This is a genomic window from Streptomyces sp. NBC_00885 (assembly GCF_045207475.1).
GTDB lineage: Bacteria > Actinomycetota > Actinomycetes > Streptomycetales > Streptomycetaceae > Streptomyces.
The window spans coordinates 5,305,205-5,321,753 of the sequence record NZ_CP108796.1; the positions used below are offsets into that span (position 1 = coordinate 5,305,205).

14 protein-coding genes and 1 tRNA gene are annotated in these 16,549 nt (G+C 67.9%); 9 read left to right on the forward strand and 6 right to left on the reverse strand.

Features of this window, described 5'->3' with window-relative positions; all coding sequences use genetic code 11:
- The 4 genes from OHA61_RS24125 to OHA61_RS24140 form a co-directional block, all read right to left on the reverse strand.
- Positions 1-921 (reverse strand): serine/threonine protein kinase, encoded by a 921-nt coding sequence (locus OHA61_RS24125; RefSeq protein ID WP_406304776.1) that lies wholly within the window; start codon positions 919-921, stop codon positions 1-3.
- A gap of 141 nt (positions 922-1,062) precedes the next feature.
- A complete protein-coding gene (locus OHA61_RS24130; protein ID WP_406304777.1) occupies positions 1,063-3,150 on the reverse strand; it encodes a protein kinase domain-containing protein in 2,088 nt (695 codons plus the stop codon).
- A gap of 12 nt (positions 3,151-3,162) precedes the next feature.
- A complete protein-coding gene (locus OHA61_RS24135) occupies positions 3,163-5,349 on the reverse strand; it encodes a protein kinase domain-containing protein (protein WP_406304778.1) in 2,187 nt (728 codons plus the stop codon).
- 4 nt (positions 5,350-5,353) lie between these two features.
- Complete coding sequence (locus tag OHA61_RS24140; RefSeq protein WP_406304779.1) at positions 5,354-5,587, reverse strand: hypothetical protein; 234 nt, start codon at positions 5,585-5,587, stop codon at positions 5,354-5,356.
- A 589-nt stretch (positions 5,588-6,176) separates the two neighbouring features.
- On the opposite strand from OHA61_RS24140, the gene OHA61_RS24145 reads away from it, so the two are divergent.
- From OHA61_RS24145 to OHA61_RS24160, 4 genes are read left to right on the forward strand one after another with little or no spacing between them, the layout of a single operon-like run.
- The gene (locus tag OHA61_RS24145; protein ID WP_406304780.1) at positions 6,177-6,617 is read left to right on the forward strand and encodes a hypothetical protein; all 441 of its coding nucleotides are present in this window, start codon (positions 6,177-6,179) and stop codon (positions 6,615-6,617) included.
- A 21-nt stretch (positions 6,618-6,638) separates the two neighbouring features.
- Positions 6,639-8,921, forward strand: a complete 2,283-nt coding sequence (locus OHA61_RS24150; RefSeq protein WP_406304781.1) for a hypothetical protein — start codon at positions 6,639-6,641, stop codon at positions 8,919-8,921.
- Positions 8,922-8,975: 54 nt separating this feature from the next.
- Entirely contained in the window at positions 8,976-9,578 is a 603-nt protein-coding gene (locus OHA61_RS24155; RefSeq protein WP_406304782.1) for a hypothetical protein, read from the forward strand.
- Positions 9,578-10,150 (forward strand): hypothetical protein, encoded by a 573-nt coding sequence (locus OHA61_RS24160; protein WP_406304783.1) that lies wholly within the window; start codon positions 9,578-9,580, stop codon positions 10,148-10,150. The genes OHA61_RS24155 and OHA61_RS24160 overlap by 1 nt, the downstream gene beginning before the upstream one ends.
- Positions 10,151-10,296: 146 nt before the next feature.
- Here OHA61_RS24160 and OHA61_RS24165 read toward each other — a convergent pair whose 3' ends face one another.
- On the reverse strand, positions 10,297-10,692 hold the full coding sequence (locus OHA61_RS24165; RefSeq protein ID WP_406304784.1) for a PQQ-binding-like beta-propeller repeat protein: 396 nt from the start codon (positions 10,690-10,692) through the stop codon (positions 10,297-10,299).
- A gap of 539 nt (positions 10,693-11,231) precedes the next feature.
- On the opposite strand from OHA61_RS24165, the gene OHA61_RS24170 reads away from it, so the two are divergent.
- Entirely contained in the window at positions 11,232-11,777 is a 546-nt protein-coding gene (locus tag OHA61_RS24170) for a hypothetical protein (protein WP_406304785.1), read from the forward strand.
- Positions 11,778-12,172: 395 nt separating this feature from the next.
- On the opposite strand, the gene OHA61_RS24175 is transcribed toward OHA61_RS24170, so the two are convergent.
- Positions 12,173-12,247 (reverse strand) — tRNA-Cys (locus OHA61_RS24175).
- 190 nt (positions 12,248-12,437) lie between these two features.
- Here OHA61_RS24175 and OHA61_RS24180 point away from each other — a divergent pair.
- The 4 genes from OHA61_RS24180 (at position 12,438) to OHA61_RS24195 (ending at position 16,427) form a co-directional block, all read left to right on the forward strand.
- The gene (locus OHA61_RS24180) at positions 12,438-13,916 is read left to right on the forward strand and encodes an MFS transporter (RefSeq protein WP_406304786.1); all 1,479 of its coding nucleotides are present in this window, start codon (positions 12,438-12,440) and stop codon (positions 13,914-13,916) included.
- Positions 13,917-13,946: 30 nt separating this feature from the next.
- Positions 13,947-14,144 carry a CopG family transcriptional regulator gene (locus tag OHA61_RS24185; RefSeq protein ID WP_361911559.1) on the forward strand — a complete coding sequence of 66 codons (198 nt, stop codon included), beginning with the start codon at positions 13,947-13,949 and terminating at the stop codon, positions 14,142-14,144.
- On the forward strand, positions 14,145-14,528 hold the full coding sequence (locus OHA61_RS24190; protein ID WP_406304787.1) for a type II toxin-antitoxin system death-on-curing family toxin: 384 nt from the start codon (positions 14,145-14,147) through the stop codon (positions 14,526-14,528).
- A 108-nt stretch (positions 14,529-14,636) separates the two neighbouring features.
- Entirely contained in the window at positions 14,637-16,427 is a 1,791-nt protein-coding gene (locus OHA61_RS24195) for a DEAD/DEAH box helicase (RefSeq protein ID WP_361911530.1), read from the forward strand.
- Positions 16,428-16,549 lie beyond the last annotated feature (122 nt).

The window sequence follows — 16,549 nt, forward strand, 5'->3', positions numbered from 1 at the left end:
TCAGTTCCTGGGGGAGAGCGGAACACGGAGCTCCGCGGCGAGCACTTCGGCGGACTGCCGGGCCACCGCCGCCACCACACGGCCCGGCAGCCAGCCGGGCGTCAACAGCGAGGAGCTCGAGTCGAGAACCGTGGACGCGGGCGCCAGTGAAGCGGGCGGCAGTGCGTGCAGGACCTCGGCCGCCGTCGGGCGGGCCGCCGGGTCGCGGGTGAGGCAGCGGGAGATCAAGGCGCGGAGGGATTCGGGGAGTTCGCCCTTGTCCGGGACCGTGTGGCCGGTGGCGGCGTACGCGAGGACCGCGCCCAGGGCGTAGACGTCCCCCGGCGGGCGCGGGCGGCCGCCCGATGCCTGCTCCGGGGCGAGGCTGCCGGGCTCCAGGCCGGGCAGGCCGGAGCGCTGTTCGCCGTCCGGGGCGGCGGCGCGTACGGCGCCGAAGCAGGTCAGACGCGGGCCGTCTCCCGCGAGCAGTACGGCCGCCGGTGAGAGGCCGGCGTGAGTGATGCCCGTCGCGTGCGCGCCCGCCAGCGTCTCGGCGAGGGCAGTCCCGATGGCCCGCACCGTGCGCTCGGGCAGGGGCCCGCCGTGGACGGCGAGGGCCACGGGAAGCGGGACCGAGGGGAGGTACGGGGACGCGTACCAGGGGGAGTTGGACGGTGGCGACAGTTCGGCGGCGGGGGAGACCCAGGGGCCGAGCAGCCGACGAGCAGCGTCCGCCTCGACGAGAAAACGTTCGGGATCCACACCTTCCCCCGGTGTCCTGACCAGCACCGTACGGTCGCCGTCCGCGCTGCGCGCGATGAAGCGGCGCTCGGGGGCAGGGGGAAAGCCCGGACCGGCCGGATCGAGACGCGTGATGAGGTGGTACGGACCGATCTGGCGCGCACTGTGACCCTGCGGCCGTTCCGTATGTGCTCGTTCCATCTGCTAAGCCCCCGTGGTGGTCATGAACGACAGGAGCCTACTCAAGTGCCGGTGAGAGCCCGGAAGGCGGTCCGCCCAGGGGCGGTCACGGAGCGTCGGCCGCTGGTTGCCTTCCGGGGCTCCTTGCGCGTGCAATCCGGTTCAGGCGCGTATCGGCATGGCGACAACCGAGCCGCCGTGCGCGGCGAAGAGCCGGTTGCCGTCGCCCGACACCTCGTACGCCGCCCCGTCGTCCTTGTCGCCGAAGGTGTATGGGAAGAGTTCGTCGCCGGTGTCCGTGCTGACTGCCGTCAGTCCGTAGTAGCCCGACTCGACGATCCACACGGTGCCGCCCTGTACAACCGGCCGCTTCCGGGGGTCGTCGCCGTATCCGCGCAGGTAGAACTTCCACTCCTTCGTCCCGTCGCTCGCGCGCCGGCGGTAGAGCCCGTCGTCGACGGCGTACACCTCGTTCCCGCGCACTGCCGGAGGACCCCAGCCGCCGCCCGACTCATCGACCCTCGTCTCCGGCTCCACCGACCAGATCTTCCTGCCGTCGGTGAGCGCGTGAGCGGCCAGAGTCCGCCCCCCGAAGTAGACCCTGTCCTTCACGATGGCGGGCGCCAGAGCCGCCGTCCCCTGGTTGGGCAGGCCCCACACCTTGCGGCCGGTGGCCGTGTCCAGGACGACCACCACGCCGTCCGATGCGAAGAGCACCAGGCGGCCCGCGCCGACGGCCGCCGCCGGTGGGGCGGTGAACGAGGTGCGTACGGGCGTGGGGATCGACCACAGCACCTTCCGCGTGGCGACGGCCAACGCGGTCAGAAGCCGTCCCCTGGTCATCACGTAGACCGTGTCGGCGTCTGCCGCCAGCAGCTTCTCGACGGTGATGCCGGAAGTCGTCCAGGCCTGCTCACCGGTGGATGCCACGAACGCCTGCAATGCGCCTTCCGCGTCCGCTCCCACGACGAGTCTGTCGGCGACCGTCACGAAGCCGGCCGAGCCGCTGGCCCCGGTGGCACGCCACTTCTGCTTCCCGTCGGTCACGCGATGGGCGGCCAGGCCACCGTTGTCGGCCTCGAAGATCACCACATCGCGTACGGGAAGGGGAGCCGGGGACTTCGGACCCGCCCCGCGCACGGGACCCCACAGGGGCGCGAAGTCGTCGGTGGCCGCCAGTACCGCGGCTGACGGCTTTTCGACTGCCGGCGGAACGGCGACCGGTCGCGGCCCCGAACCGTCCCGACCGCCGCCCTTGAGCCACCAGGCGGTCGTACCCGCACCGGCCGCGAGGACCGTGCCGCCCACGGCCAGGGCGGTGAGCATGCGGCGCCGGGACGGCTGGGCGGGAACCCCTGTCGAGTACGACGAGGCCAGGTGCTCGGCCGCGGTCTCCCGCCGGGCGACCTCCTCCGCCCAGGGGCCCTGCCGCCAGACCTTGCCGGGGCTCTTGGGAGGCGCGAGCGCGTGGGCGATCTGCGCGGGTACGGGCCGCTGCGCCGGGTCCTTGGCGAGGCAGGGGAGTATCAGGGAGCGCAGCTGGTCCGGCACCCGGCTCACGTCCGCTTCACCATGTACGACTTCGTACTGCATCGCAGCCACATGCGGGCCGTTGAAGGCTCGTTGCCCACCGGCCGCGTACGCGAGAACCGCCCCGAGCGAGAAGACGTCGGCCTGCGGACCGACCCGCTGCCCGAGGACCTGCTCGGGAGCGCCGTAGCCGGGGGTGACCGGGATCTGGCCCGTGGTGGTGAGCGTGAGACCGTGCTCGGGGCGGGCGATGCCGAAGTCGATGACGCGGGGGCCGCGCGAAGTCAGCACGATATTGGACGGCTTGAGGTCGCGGTGGACCAGGTTCGCTGCGTGAATGTCCTGGAGCGTGCGGGCGAGGGACGCGGCGAGCGCACGCAGACCGGGCTCGTCCAGCGGCCCGTACGCGTCGACCGCCTCCTCCAGCGTGGGTCCTGCCAGGAACTCGGTGGCGATCCAGGGGCGCCCGCCCTCGGTCTGTGCGCCCAGTACCCGAGCGACGCCGGCGCTGGTCACGGCCTGCGCGGTCCGGGCCTCGCGGACGAAGCGCTGGGCCAGGTGCTGATCATGCGCGAGCTCGGGCCGCAGGACCTTCACCGCCGCCTTGCGGCCGCTGTTGTCCCGCCCGAAGTAGACCTTTCCCATGCCGCCTTCGCCCAGTGTTCCGATGAGTCGGTACGGGCCGAGGCGCAAGGGGTCGCCGGTGCTGAGGGGGATCATGGTGAGGCTCTCTTACTCGAAGGGCAGGGCAGTCACGGTGGTGCCGTCGGCGCCGACGAGCGTCTTGGTTCCCTCGTGCACCGCGAATCGGATCGCGGAACTCCGCGACGCCCAGACGGACTTGTGGGTGCGCAGATCCACGGCGCTGATGCCGCTGGACACAGGCGCGTACACGAACTTCGTACCGACGACCGGTGGCACATCGAGCACCGGGTCCTCGTCCTTTGTCAGGTCCTCCACCTCCTCCCACAACAGCTTTCCCGTGGTCGCGTTCAGGGCGACGAGGCCGCGGCTGCCCTCGGCCGCGTACACGACGCCGTTCTTCACGGCCGGAGGCCCGTAGAGCCGTGACTTCTCCTCGACATCGCCCCGATTGCGCCCCTCACCGAACGACCAAGCGACCTTGCCGTCGGAGTGCCGGACCGCGTGGACCCGTCCGCTGCCGATGTAGACGTGCTGCTGGTCCACAGCGAGTTGGCCGGGAATCAGGAAGGAGTTGTCCCCCCGTACTCTGGGCATCTGTGTCGTCCAGAGCCGCTTTCCGGTGCGGATGTCGGTGCCGCTCACGCTGAAGTCCGGGAGAGTCACCCCGTTGCTTGCGGTGACCAGGCACTTTCCGACCGCCTTCGCGCTGACCGCATGCGAGCCGTTGTCGGGATAGATCATCCCGTGCGGCCGCTGCCAGAGCTTCTTCCCGGTACGGATGTCTACGGCGAGCAGCCGCCAGCCCTTGGCCTGGTCGGCGAAGCCCGTGGGCTTGGGCCCGGTCCAGGCGATGAGATAGAGGACTCCGTCAGCGGCGGTGAGCAGTTCCACGTCGTGCACGGCGCCGCTGAATTCGGCGAAGTGCCCGATGCGACGTTCGAGGGTTCCATTGGCAGCCGAGAACGCGCTGAGTGTCAGCCCCTCCACTTCGGTCTCATCGGGTACGAAGCCGTAGATTGCCGTGCCGTCCGAGGCGATCTGCTGCCCCACGTCAAGCGCGGGGTAGGACCAGCGCTGCTTGCCGGTCTTCGCGTCCAGGCCCAGCAGCCCACCGTCGGACAGGGTGACGACTGTGTTGCCGACGGGCATGGGGAGCTGACGCTGCCATTTGTCGGCGACATCGGCGCTCCACACGGCGGACGGCCCGTTGTCGGCTTGTTCGTCCTCCGAACCGTCTTCGTCGGCGTGCTGCCTGTCGAACCATGCCCACGCCCCGATGCCTGCGGCAGCCACGCCGAGGGCTGACCCGCCGCCGATCGTGAGCAGTTTGCGGCGGGACATGCCGTTCGGTGCGGGAGGCTCGAACTCCTGCGGGGCCGGAAGGCGGTGCGGTTGGTAGTACCAGACCATCGACGCACGGCGAGCGATCTCGTAGAGGAGGGTGTCGGGGAGATGGTCGGCGAATTGGCCTTGGCCGTCGTGGAGTTGGGTGGCGAGTTCGCTGGTGGTGGGGCGTTGGCCGGGGTCTTTGGAGAGGCAGCGGGTCAGGATGGGGACCAGGGCGGCCGAAACGCCGGTGAGGTCGGGGTCGGCGTAGCGGACGCGGTAGAGGAGGTCTGCGGGCTGGCCGGTGCCGAAGGGGCCGTGGCCCGTTGCGGCGTACGCAAGGACGCCGGCGAGGGCGAAGACGTCACCGGCGGGCGTGTGTTCCTGGCCGGTTGCCTGCTCCGGTGACATGAACGCGGGCGTGCCGGCCGCGGCTCCCGTGCGGGTCAGGCGGTCGTCCCCTGCCGCCCTGGCGATGCCGAAGTCGATGACTTTGGGTCCGTACGCCGTGACCATCACGTTGGAGGGTTTGAGGTCGCGGTGCACGACGTCGGAGGAATGCAGTTGACCGAGGGCTCCGGCGAGGGCTGCGCCGAGCGCCCGGACTGATGCCTCGGGCAGCGGGCCGCAGAGGGTTACTGCATCGTCGAGGGGCGGGCCGAGCACGTACTCCGTGGCCAGCCAAGGTGTTTCGGCGAGCGGGTCCGCGTCGGCGACGGTCGCACCGTGATGGCCGCCGATGATCCGGGCCGCGTCGGCTTCCAGTCGGAAACGGGTGCGGAAGGCCGCGTCCGCAGCGATGCGAGCGTGCATCGTCTTGAGCGCGACGGTACGACCGCCGACAGAACGGGCCAGGTACACCGTGCCCATACCGCCGCTGCCGAGGCGGCCGATCAGGCGGTACGCACCGAGTTGGGCAGGGTCGTCGTGAGTGAGAGGGGACAGCATCGTGTCAGTTCCGCACCGCGCCGAAGCTCGTCAGGCGCGGGCCGTCTCCGGCCGGGAGCACGGCCGCGGGGGAGAGGCCCGCGTGCCTGACGCCCGTGGCGTGCGCGCCGTCAAGAATCTCGGCCAGGGCTGCATCCAGCGCGCGGACCACGCGCTCGGGGGCGGGCGGGAAGCCGGAGCCGGTCGGATCGAGGCGGGTGATCAGGCAGTACGAGCCGATCTGGCGCGGAGTGTCCACGCGCGGTCGATCCGTCTGAGCTCGTTCCATCTGCGAATCCCCCGTCGACAAGACAACATCAGCAGAGCCTACCGAGTGCCCGGGCGCGGGTTCGCCGGGAGGTGGATGGCTCGCTACGCCTCTGCTCGTCGGCCGCCTGTGACGTCTGGGTCATTCGCATGGCGAAATCGCAGAGCAGGCGATTGGTCCCAAGCGCGGTAACCGCCCCTACTCGTGGCTATTTTGTAGCTAATTGCAGGAGCAATTCAGGGCTGTTCCCTGCCGTGAACGCTCGCTACAGTGGCTCCGAAGCAGTGGGTAACGGGGGAGGGCACGTTGCTGCCGAGCAACGGTAGGCCGGGGACACACGTCGTGGCCCCCTGTCGGCCTGCTCGGGGGCTGCCCAGGACGCGATGGTGCGAGGCCGGCTCGGAGGACGTGCGACGTAACGGTGCGGCAGCTGCGGGCGGAGTGCCCGCCGCCCACTGTGGTCCGCCGTACGGCGGCCCGCCGCCGGTTCCGCCACCCCTCATCGATCAGGTCTCCGTAATTCCTGTGAGTCACAGTGAACCAGTCTTGGCAATGATCCGACCTCCGTCCTGAGGAAGACATGTCGTTCGAAGAGGAATGGGCCCAGCACAAGAGCGAGGCCACAACCCGAATGCAGCTCAACCAACTCGACCCCGGGGACGGTGGGCGCGGAGGCGGGCAGAGGCTTCACGTGACGTACAGCGTGCTGATGGGACGCGCGGACAAGGCTGACACTGCCCGTGGTGACTTTGTCGATGCCGACAACAAGGTGGTGACGGAGACCGGCCAGGTGGGAGCAAGCCTGAAAGGCTTCAAGTCGGGTCCCGCCTTCGCCACTTTCCTCTCTCGGTGGAAGAAGCAGGTGTCCTACGTCGAGGGCTTGCTCAAGAACGATGTGGCGGGTGCTCTTCGGGCCTCCGCAGTTGATTTCGAGGTACGCGACAAGGACGAAGCAGACCGCTACAAGAACTCCCGTAAGGGAAAGAACGGTGGCGCCGACGACAAGCCGGACCTGAAGTAAGAGGCTGAGGAGATCACGGACATGCTCGACTACAAGACGCTCCTCCATGCCGACTTCTCGGAGCTGTCGCAGGCGGTGACCCAATGGGGCAAGCTTCCTGAAGAGTTCAAGAAGGCCAACACCCTCTACTGGAACACAGTGGTCAAGGACATCTACGGGTCCGACTGGAAGGGCGAGGCAGCCACCGCGGCCTACGAAAAGCTCTCCATGGTGGACAAGCAGATGATGGCTGCCGGCGACGAGGCAGCGGACGTCCACAAGCTGCTCTCCGATGCCCACGAGATCTTCACGGAAGCGCAGCGGAAGCTGAAGACCCTGACGGCCGACATCGAGAAGGACAAGTATCTCTCGATCAAGCCCGACGGCGAGGTCTGGTTCGATCCCCCAGAGGGCACCGAGAACCAAGCGCAGCTCAACAAGGCGTACCAGGAGTCGATCCAGGCCTACCGGACCAGTATCGGGAATCAGGTGACGGCTGCTCAGGAAGCGGACGACACGCTGCACTGGGCACTCAGCCAGGACCACAACGGCCGCCAGCGCGGATTTGACTCCGACACGTACAACAGCATCAAGGACGCCCAGAAGGGCCGCGAGCAGGCCGACAAGGACCTCAAGGAACTCGAGAAACTCACGGGGGACAAGAGCGATCTGAGGCTCGCCGGCCTCTCGGACAACTTGGATCCCAAGACCCTCCAGCGGATCAACGCTCTCATCGCGAAGCACGAAGGCGACCCGTACTTCGCGGAGAAGTTCGCCACGAACATGGGGCCCAAGGGGACTCTCGAGCTCTGGACGCGAATCGCGGACCGGACGCAGACCGGCGGCGACCAGTCAAAGGCGTCGGAAAGCATTCAGAAGTCGCTCGGCTACACCCTCGCGCTCGCCTCCCACTCCGACAGCGACGCCATGGATCGCTGGAAGAAGGACATGGTGGGCCTCGGGAGCAAGCAGGTCGAGCTCCTGGACATGAATGCCGGCACCAATCACAAGGGGCCGTACGGCTTCCAGGTGATGAGCAGCCTCATGCGGAACGGCGAGTACGACAAGGACTTCCTCAAGGACTACGGCAAGGGTCTCATCGACTTCGAGAAGGATCACAGCAAGACGGAGCTGAAGCAGCTGTACCGTCCGGACGGCTCTGTCGACCCGTTCCTGAGCTTCGGAGCCGGGTCCGACCACGGCCTGGATCCCATGGCCGGTTACATGGAGGCGCTGGGGCACAACCCGGACGCGGCGAAGGAGATGTTCTACTCGAAGGACTGGGAGGCCGATTCCAAGGTCGACCCGGAGCTGAAGTACCTCATGTCCGATCGCAAGTGGCCCGACGGAAATCCGTTCGCGGAGGACAAGCGGGGTTACGGGTACGACGAGCTGGGGCACGCGCTGGAAGCCGCGACGCTCGGTGTGCCGTACGACCAGCCCGACCTCGGACTGCGCCGCGACGACACGACGGCCAACATCATGTCGCAGGTCGTCCAGACTGTTGCCAACGACCAGGGATACGTGGGCGACAAGCCTGGCATCGGAAACAGCCTGGCCAAGATGGGCGCCGGCTATATCGACGACCTGGACTGGGCAGTGGGGAACTTCGGCGACAAGGATAGTGGCCAGGCGCTCCGTGACGAAGCCTTCAACCACAAGGGGCCGGGCCACATCAATCTCAGGCATCAAACGGCTTCCGACTTCCTTGCCTCTGTGGGCAAGCACGAGGGGAGCTACGAGATTCTCTCGGCTGCCCAGCATGAGTACACCTCAAGTGCGCTGGTGGCACATCGTCAGCCTGACGCGGCTCTTTCCACAATCCTGGAAACGGGCGCCAAGGCGCACGGAATCCTTGACCAGGCTCGGGTCAGCGAGATTAATCACGCGTACGGCGAAGCGACGGATGCAGCCAACCGCAAGATGGCCGAAGCCGCGGAGTGGAAGAAGTTCGGGGTCAGTCAGGGCGTCGGCCTGGGAGTCGGCCTGGCCACGCTGCCGTTCGGCGGGCCCGCGACAGCGGCAGCCGTAGCGTTCGCCGTGCCCGCCGTTATCGAAGGCGTAGGCGGAGCCATGGAGACGGAACAGGGCATCAGGATCGATCGTGAACTGGCCGAGAAGGAAGCCGATTTCGACCGCAAGGAAGAAATGGACAAAACGAAGTTTGTCGATCTGGGCAGGCGCCGGGCGGCCGATCCGCTCGACGCGTACATCGCCGTCCATCCCGGGCTCGATGGAACCGACTGGTACAAACAGACGAGCCATAACATTGAAGCTGGCTACAACGCCGGTGACAACGAGACCGACCAGACTGATGCGGACTGAGTGATGGAGCAATTTTACTCTCGCCGGTCTCCTGCTGTAGTTCTACTGGCGTGTGTGCTCTTGGCGAGCAGCGCGTGCAGCGGGGGCAACGAGGAGCCGGAGAAGAAGTCCAAGCCCTCGGTCGCCCTTACACCGTTGAACCGTGCCTGCGGGGGGATCTTCGACAAGGAGACCGTCGCCGAAGTGCTCGGAAGGCCGAGGGGCAAGAGCCTCGAGCGAGGCGCCCAGGCCGAACTTGGTGTCGATAAGGCGGCTGAGGTGGGGCGATTCCTCGGCGAGGATATGGATTGGTCCAGGTCCTCCAAATCCACCTGCTTTGTCGATGGCGAATCGGGTGGGTCCGCAGAGATCGATATCTATTTCGGATGGTGGCCGGGGCCCTTCTCGAAGGAGGGCGCAAAGCCGGGGAAGTCCGCCGTGTTCCAGGTCGATGAAAGCGGGTCGTCTCTGCTTGTCGACTGCAGGCGGGCCGATTTGGCCGAGTCGGGGAAGAAGGGAGCGACCCTTCGCGGTGTCATCACCGACCGTGTGGGCCTGACCAGCCATGCGAGCGCCAAGCTCCTCATCGCCTCGGCCAAGAAGGTGGCGGAAGGCTTGAAGTGCGAGAACGAACTCGCGTTTCCTGATCCGCCTGAGCTGCAGAAGGGCCTGAAGTAGTGACCGGCATCGTCGTCTTCTTCTTCCTCGCGGCCGCCCTCTTCATCGCCCTGGGGCTTGCCGATCAGCGCAAGCTCTACTGGAAGCTGTCCTCCTGGCGCTACCGCAATCCCGAGGCCAATGAGCCCTCGGACACCGCGTACGCCATCGGGCGCGTCGTCGTCTTCGCCGCCGCGGGGATCATGGTGTTTCAGGGGTGCTCGGCCATGAACTTCTCCGATGAAACCTCCTGGAGCAAAAGCGAGTTCAAAGAGGCTGTCCAGAGCGCGGCCGTCTCGTTGGGAGACGAGTCGCACGTCGACTCGTCGGCCGGTGGCTATGCCTCACTGATCGAGTCGAAGGTCGGTGACGCGGGCGAGGGCAAGGGGCCGTCCTACGAGGTCGAGGCGAAAGCCGTCGGTGAGAGTGACGACTACGAAGTCACCGCGCGCGGTGAGGACTTCGTCTTCTGCATGCACGTCTCGCAGAGCGAGTCGGAGGAGGGCGGGTTCGCCGTTCCGGGTGCGGACGGGTCGAGCACGGTCGTGCCCGAGTACGAACTGACGGCCACCGCTGTCGAGGGCTCGTGTTGAGGCTGTTGCTGTGTACGGAAGCGGCCGTTCCTGCGCCGTAGGGGCGGCCGCTTCCGTACGTTCGGCACGTCGTGCCGGGGTCACCCAGGTTGACGACCCCGACGCCCGAGCATTGGACTAGGTCAGGGCGGGCGCGGGAGCAGTACTCATGCCGGCACGGACAGGACGGTCAGCTCTTCGTGGGTGAGGAGGAACAGACGGTCGCCTTCCGCCGACATGGAGTGAATTGGCCACTCCTGCGGGTGGAACCATGCGCGCTCACCGGTGTCCTTGCGGACTGCCGCGACGCCCAGGGCGGGGTCCTCGAGGGCACGCGCATAGACGAATCGGCCGTGGACCAGCGGACCCACCTCGGACGATGTGCGGAACTTCAGTTCGTGCGTCCAGACCTTCGCGCCGTCACTCATGCGCCGACAGTGGAGGACGTTGCCGTCGATCGCGTAGACAAGGGCACCGGAGACGGTCGCCGGGCTCCAGCGGTTCTTGTTGAGGAGTCCTTGCATGGAAATGGACCACACCTCCTTGCCGTCGCTCAGCCTCACTGCCTTCAATGTGTCGTTGCCCAGCAGGACCAAGTCCTTGTGTATCGCCGGTCTCGTGGGCAAGAGAGCCAGGTCATTGCGGGCCCACACCTTCTTGCCCGTACGACTGTCGAGAACTCAATTGCACACGTAATCAAGGGCGGCGGCCCGAGTGGTGCTGCTGAGCACCGGAATAAGTGCGGGTGCTCAGGGGAGGTAGTGATCCATACTCATCCGGGCCCGTGTCCTGAGCGGCAGGGTGAGTACGAGATCCCCCCACGTGCGGGTGGCATGCCCGCGGAATGAGGTGCGCACCGATGACTCAGCCGCCGTATCAGGGTCCTCAGGGCTGGCCCGGGCAGTATGGGCAGCCGGGACCGCAGGATGCGGGGCCGGGGGTTCCGCCGGTTCCGCCTCCGCCGCCGTCGCAGCCCCCGCAATATCCGCCGAACCAGCCTGCGCAGTACGGCGCGCCCTATGGTTCGTACGGTCAGCAGCCTTCGCCGTACGGGGCTTATCCGCCTCCTCCGCCCGCCCCATCCGGTGGCCGCAAGACCCCTTTGATCGTCGCTGCGGCAGTCGTGGCGGTCGCCGTCATCGGTGGTGTCGCCTGGTTTGCCACGTCGAGCGGAGGTGACGACGACGACAAGCCTTCGGCCAACGGGAGTTCACAGGCCGGCGTGAGCCCGTCCGGCAGCGGGCCGGAGAGCGAGAAGCCGGCGGTCGAGCCCAGCGTGTCCCCGAGCGAGGAAGAGACCGACATCGGTGCCAAGCCGACTGGGACCGGCATGGTCGGTATGTGGAGGTCCGACTCCGGCGGCGGGGTTCTCGGGCTGAAGGAGAGCGTGGACACCGAGAAGCCGGACAAGGTCTCGGTCATCCTGGTCTCCGGCGGACTGGAGTGCCGGGGTATCCGGAAGGTTGAGGAGCCCCAGAAGAAGTACCAGATCGCCTTGCTCTGCGAGCGGGACGGCAAGCCCGTCAAGAGCGAGGACCGCGCCGGGGACCTCACCTACGGCGGCGGGGACTCGGTCAGCGTCAGCTGGTTCAAGGGCAAAAGCGGTACGGAGACGTTCGCGCGTTACGGCGACTGGCCCAAGGGCTGAGATCGCCGTCCTGGCTCAAAGCCGAACGCCGACGGCGTCGCTCCCCGGGTCCAAATCGCTGTCCAGTCGAGTAGCGGCGCGTATTACATCCGCTACACCCTCACCGCCTCGGGCGGAGAGGGATCATGCGCCTCGGCCCGTGCTTCGCAGGGGGCGTGTACGACCTCCCTGAGAACACGGCGCCGCTGGATCGCGTGCAGGCGGTCGCACCCAGCCTTATGCGGCAACCACCCGTGGCCCGTTCGTCCCACTTCACCGGGTTGGACGAGCGGGCTGCGTCGTTCCCGTCCCGTCGCCAAACCTCTGAGGTCAACTGAGACGGAAACTGAGACGGACGGTCAAAAGGGCGGCACCCTGCGAGGGTGCCGCCCTTCTCGTTCTGCCTGGTCAGGCAGTGGAGGCCGTGACCGGAATCGAACCGGCGTAACTCGCTTTGCAGGCGAGTCCCTCAACCACTCGGGCACACGGCCGTGTGTCTCCGTTGCGTCGACCGTAGGCCGGGCTCCCGGAGCGGACAAGGAAACCGCCTGGGCTGCAATGCGACTGCCATGCGGCGTTCATGGTCGTACGAGCTCGTCCGAAGTCGTACGACCAAGGGACCAGTCGGGTCCCGCCCAGCGACAGGGCCCAACGCCGCCCATGCCCCTTACGCTGAAGGCCATGACCGCCCTCGAACCCCGTGACGCCGATGTCACGCCGCCGACCGACGACGCAGACGTGGTGCCCGAGGGACAGGGCGTTCTGGGCAGAGTGCATCGCGCGCTCAGTGTCGGGATCGTCTCCGTTGTCGTGCTGATCGCCTTCGAGGCGACCGCTGTCGGGACCGCGATGCCCGTTGCCGCGCGGGAGTTGCACGGCATTGAATTGTACGCCTTCGCCTTCTCCTCCTACTTCACGACCAGCCTCTTCGCCATGGTTCTCTCCGGGCAGTGGGCCGACCGGGACGGGCCTCTGCGGCCGCTCGCCGCGGGGATTGCCGCCTTCGGGGCGGGGCTGCTGCTTGCCGGGAGCGCCAGTGCGATGTGGCTGTTCATCGTCGGGCGGGCCGTGCAGGGGCTCGGCGGGGGGCTGGTGATCGTGGCCCTGTACGTGGTCGTCAGCCGGGCGTACCCGGAGCGGCTGCGGCCCGCGATCATGGCGGCCTTCGCCGCGAGTTGGGTTGTCCCTTCGGTCGTTGGGCCGCTCGCGTCCGGGACCGTCACCGAACACCTCGGCTGGCGCTGGGTGTTCATCGGCATCCCGGTTCTCGTCGTCTTCCCGCTGGCGCTCGCGCTGCCCGCGATACGGCGGATGGCGTCCGGGCCCGCGGATCCGTCCGCGCCGCGGCAGACGTTCGACGGGCGGCGGATCCGGCTGGCGCTCGGCATCTCGCTGGGGGCCGGGCTGCTGCAGTACGCAGGCCAGGAACTGAGGTGGCTGTCGGTGATCCCGGCCGCGGCGGGGGTCGCCTTTCTGGTGCCCGCCGTCCTCGGACTGCTGCCCCGCGGGACCTGCCGTGCCGCGCGCGGGCTGCCCTCCGTCGTACTGCTGCGGGGGATCGCGGCCGGATCCTTCATCGCGGCGGAGTCCTTCATACCGCTGATGCTGGTCACCCAGCGGGGACTGTCGCCCACGATGGCCGGGCTCTCGCTGGCGGTCGGCGGGGTGACCTGGGCGCTGGGCTCGTACGTCCAGTCCCGGCCGAGGCTGGAGCCGTACCGGCAGCCGCTGGTGGTCGCCGGGATGGTGCTGGTCGCGGCGGCGATCGCGACGGCTCCGAGTGTGCTCATCGCCTCGGTGCCGGTGTGGGTCGTGGGGGTTGCGTGGGGGGTGGGCTGTTTCGGGATGGGTCTGGTGCTCGCCTCGACGAGCGTGCTGCTGCTGAAGCTCTCGGCACCGGAGGAGGCGGGCGCGAACTCCGCGGCGCTGCAGATCTCGGACGGACTGTCGAACGTACTGCTCCTGGCGGCCGGGGGCGCGGCCTTCGCCGCGCTGGGCGGGGGAGCGGTGGGGGCGACTCATGTCGCGTCGGGGACGGCGGGCTCGCACCCAGGTGCGTTCGCGGCGGTGTTTCTGCCGATGGCGGGGGTGGCGCTGGTGGGGGCGTGGGTGGCGACGCGCTTGCGGGTGCGGGGCACCGGGGTTTCAGTATCAAAGTGACCCCATAGATGGTACCTTTTCGGTATGGCTATGAACCTGCGTCTCCGCGACGACCAGCAAGAGGCCCTCAAGCTCCGGGCTGACCAAGAGGGCCGGAGCATGCACGCCATAGTGCTTCAGGCGATCGACCGGTACTTGGAGCAGGAGGCGGACCGGGAGTCCGTCCGCCGCCTCGGCGCCAAGTACGCCGTGCGTCACGCGGATCTGCTGAAGCGACTGGGCGAGTAGGTGAAGTATCTGACCGTCCAGGAGGTCCTGGACCTGGCGGAGCTCGCTTGCGCGGGGCAGCGGGTCGCGGTGCGCGATCTGGGGCTGCTCAGCTCGGCAGTGCATCGCCCACAGTCGCAGATGTTCGGCATTGAGGCCTACACCGATCTCTTCGAGAAGGCCGCCGCCCTGCTCCAATCGCTGGCCGTGAACCATCCCCTGGTGGACGGAAACAAGCGGATGGCGTGGATGTCCACGGTCGTGTTCCTCGATTTCAACGGCACCGAAATGGTCGACGTCGATCAGGACGAGGCGTACAAACTCGTCATCGAAGTGGCCATGGGCAATCTCGAAGACGTGAGTCAGATCGCCCTGCGTCTGCGCACCTTGCACGAAGAGATGTGAGCTGAGTCGCACCCTGGGCGGGCCCGGCCTTGTTCGGCCGGGGCCGCCCGCCGCTCACCGGTAGGGTGGCCCGGTTGTCATACCTGGACGAGCGCCGAACCGGAGACCGTGACTACTACCGCCTCCCACTCCCATCACCTCTCGCCCGCGTTCCCCGGGCGTGCCCCCTGGGGTACCGCGAACAAGCTGCGTGCCTGGCAGCAGGGCGCCATGGAGCGGTATCTCCAGGAGCAACCACGGGACTTCCTCGCCGTCGCCACCCCCGGCGCCGGTAAGACGACCTTCGCGCTCACCCTCGCCTCCTGGCTGCTGCACCATCACGTCGTCCAGCAGATCACCGTCGTCGCGCCCACCGAGCACCTCAAGAAGCAGTGGGCCGCGGCCGCCGCGCGGATAGGCATCAAGCTCGATCCCGAGTACAGTGCCGGGCCGCTGAGCAAGGAGTATCAGGGCGTCGCGGTGACGTACGCGGGTGTCGGTGTACGGCCCATGCTCCACCGCAACCGCTGCGAGCAGCGCAAGACCCTGGTGATCCTCGACGAGATTCACCACGCCGGTGACTCGAAGTCGTGGGGCGAGGCGTGCCTGGAGGCCTTCGACCCGGCGACCCGGCGGCTCGCGCTGACCGGTACGCCCTTCCGGTCCGACACCAACCCCATCCCCTTCGTGCAGTACGAGGAGGGGAACGACGGGATCCGGCGCTCCTCCGCCGACTACACCTATGGGTACGGGAACGCTCTGGGGGACGGGGTCGTGCGGCCCGTCATCTTCCTCAGCTACAGCGGCAACATGCGCTGGCGCACCAAGGCGGGCGACGAGATCGCCGCCCGCCTCGGTGAGCCGATGACCAAGGACGCGATCTCGCAGGCCTGGCGCACCGCGCTCGACCCGCGCGGCGACTGGATGCCGAACGTGCTGCGCGCCGCCGACAAGCGGCTGACGGAGGTCAGGAAGGGCATCCCGGACGCGGGCGGCCTCGTCATCGCCTCCGACCAGGACTCGGCGCGTGCGTACGCCAAGCTGATCCGCGAGATCACCGGCACCAAGGCGACCGTCGTGCTCTCCGACGAAGCCGCCGCGTCCCAGCGGATCGAGGAGTTCAGCGAGAACGAGGACCGCTGGATGGTCGCGGTCCGCATGGTGTCCGAGGGCGTCGACGTGCCGCGCCTCGCCGTGGGCGTGTACGCGACCACCATTTCGACGCCGCTCTTCTTCGCGCAGGCGGTCGGGCGCTTCGTACGGTCCCGCCGGCGCGGCGAGACCGCGTCAGTCTTCCTGCCGACCATCCCCAACCTCCTCGGTTTCGCAAGCGAGATGGAGGTCGAGCGCGACCACGTCCTCGACAAGCCGAAGAAGGACGGGGAGGACGACCCGTACGCCGAGTCCGAGAAGGAAATGGCGGAGGCGGAGAAGCAGCAGGACGAGGACACCGGCGAGCAGGACATGCTCCCCTTCGAGGCGCTCGAGTCCGACGCGGTCTTCGACCGGGTGCTCTACGACGGCGCCGAGTTCGGCATGCAGGCACATCCGGGGAGCGAGGAGGAGCAGGACTACCTCGGCATCCCGGGGCTCCTGGAACCCGACCAGGTGCAGCTCCTGCTCCAGAAGCGGCAGGCACGGCAGATCGCGCACAGCCGCAAGAAGCCCGACGACGAGGCCGATCTGCTGGAGCTGCCGGCCGAGCGGCGTCCCGTGGTCTCCCACAAGGAGCTGCTGGAGCTGAGGAAGCAGCTCAACACGATGGTCGGCGCGTACGTCCACCAGAGCGGCAAGCCGCACGGGGTCATCCACACCGAGCTGCGGCGGGTGTGCGGCGGGCCGCCGAGCGCGGAGGCGACGGCCGGGCAGATCCGGGAGCGGATCAAGAAGGTTCAGGAGTGGGCGACGCGGATGCGGTGATCCGGACCCGCGCCGATGACCGGATTCTGGACGAGGTCTTCCGCTGAGCGGACCAGGTCGCTACTGTCCCCGCATTGCACACGCCCCGTGGCAGCGCCGCCGCGGAGCGCAGCCGGTGTGCC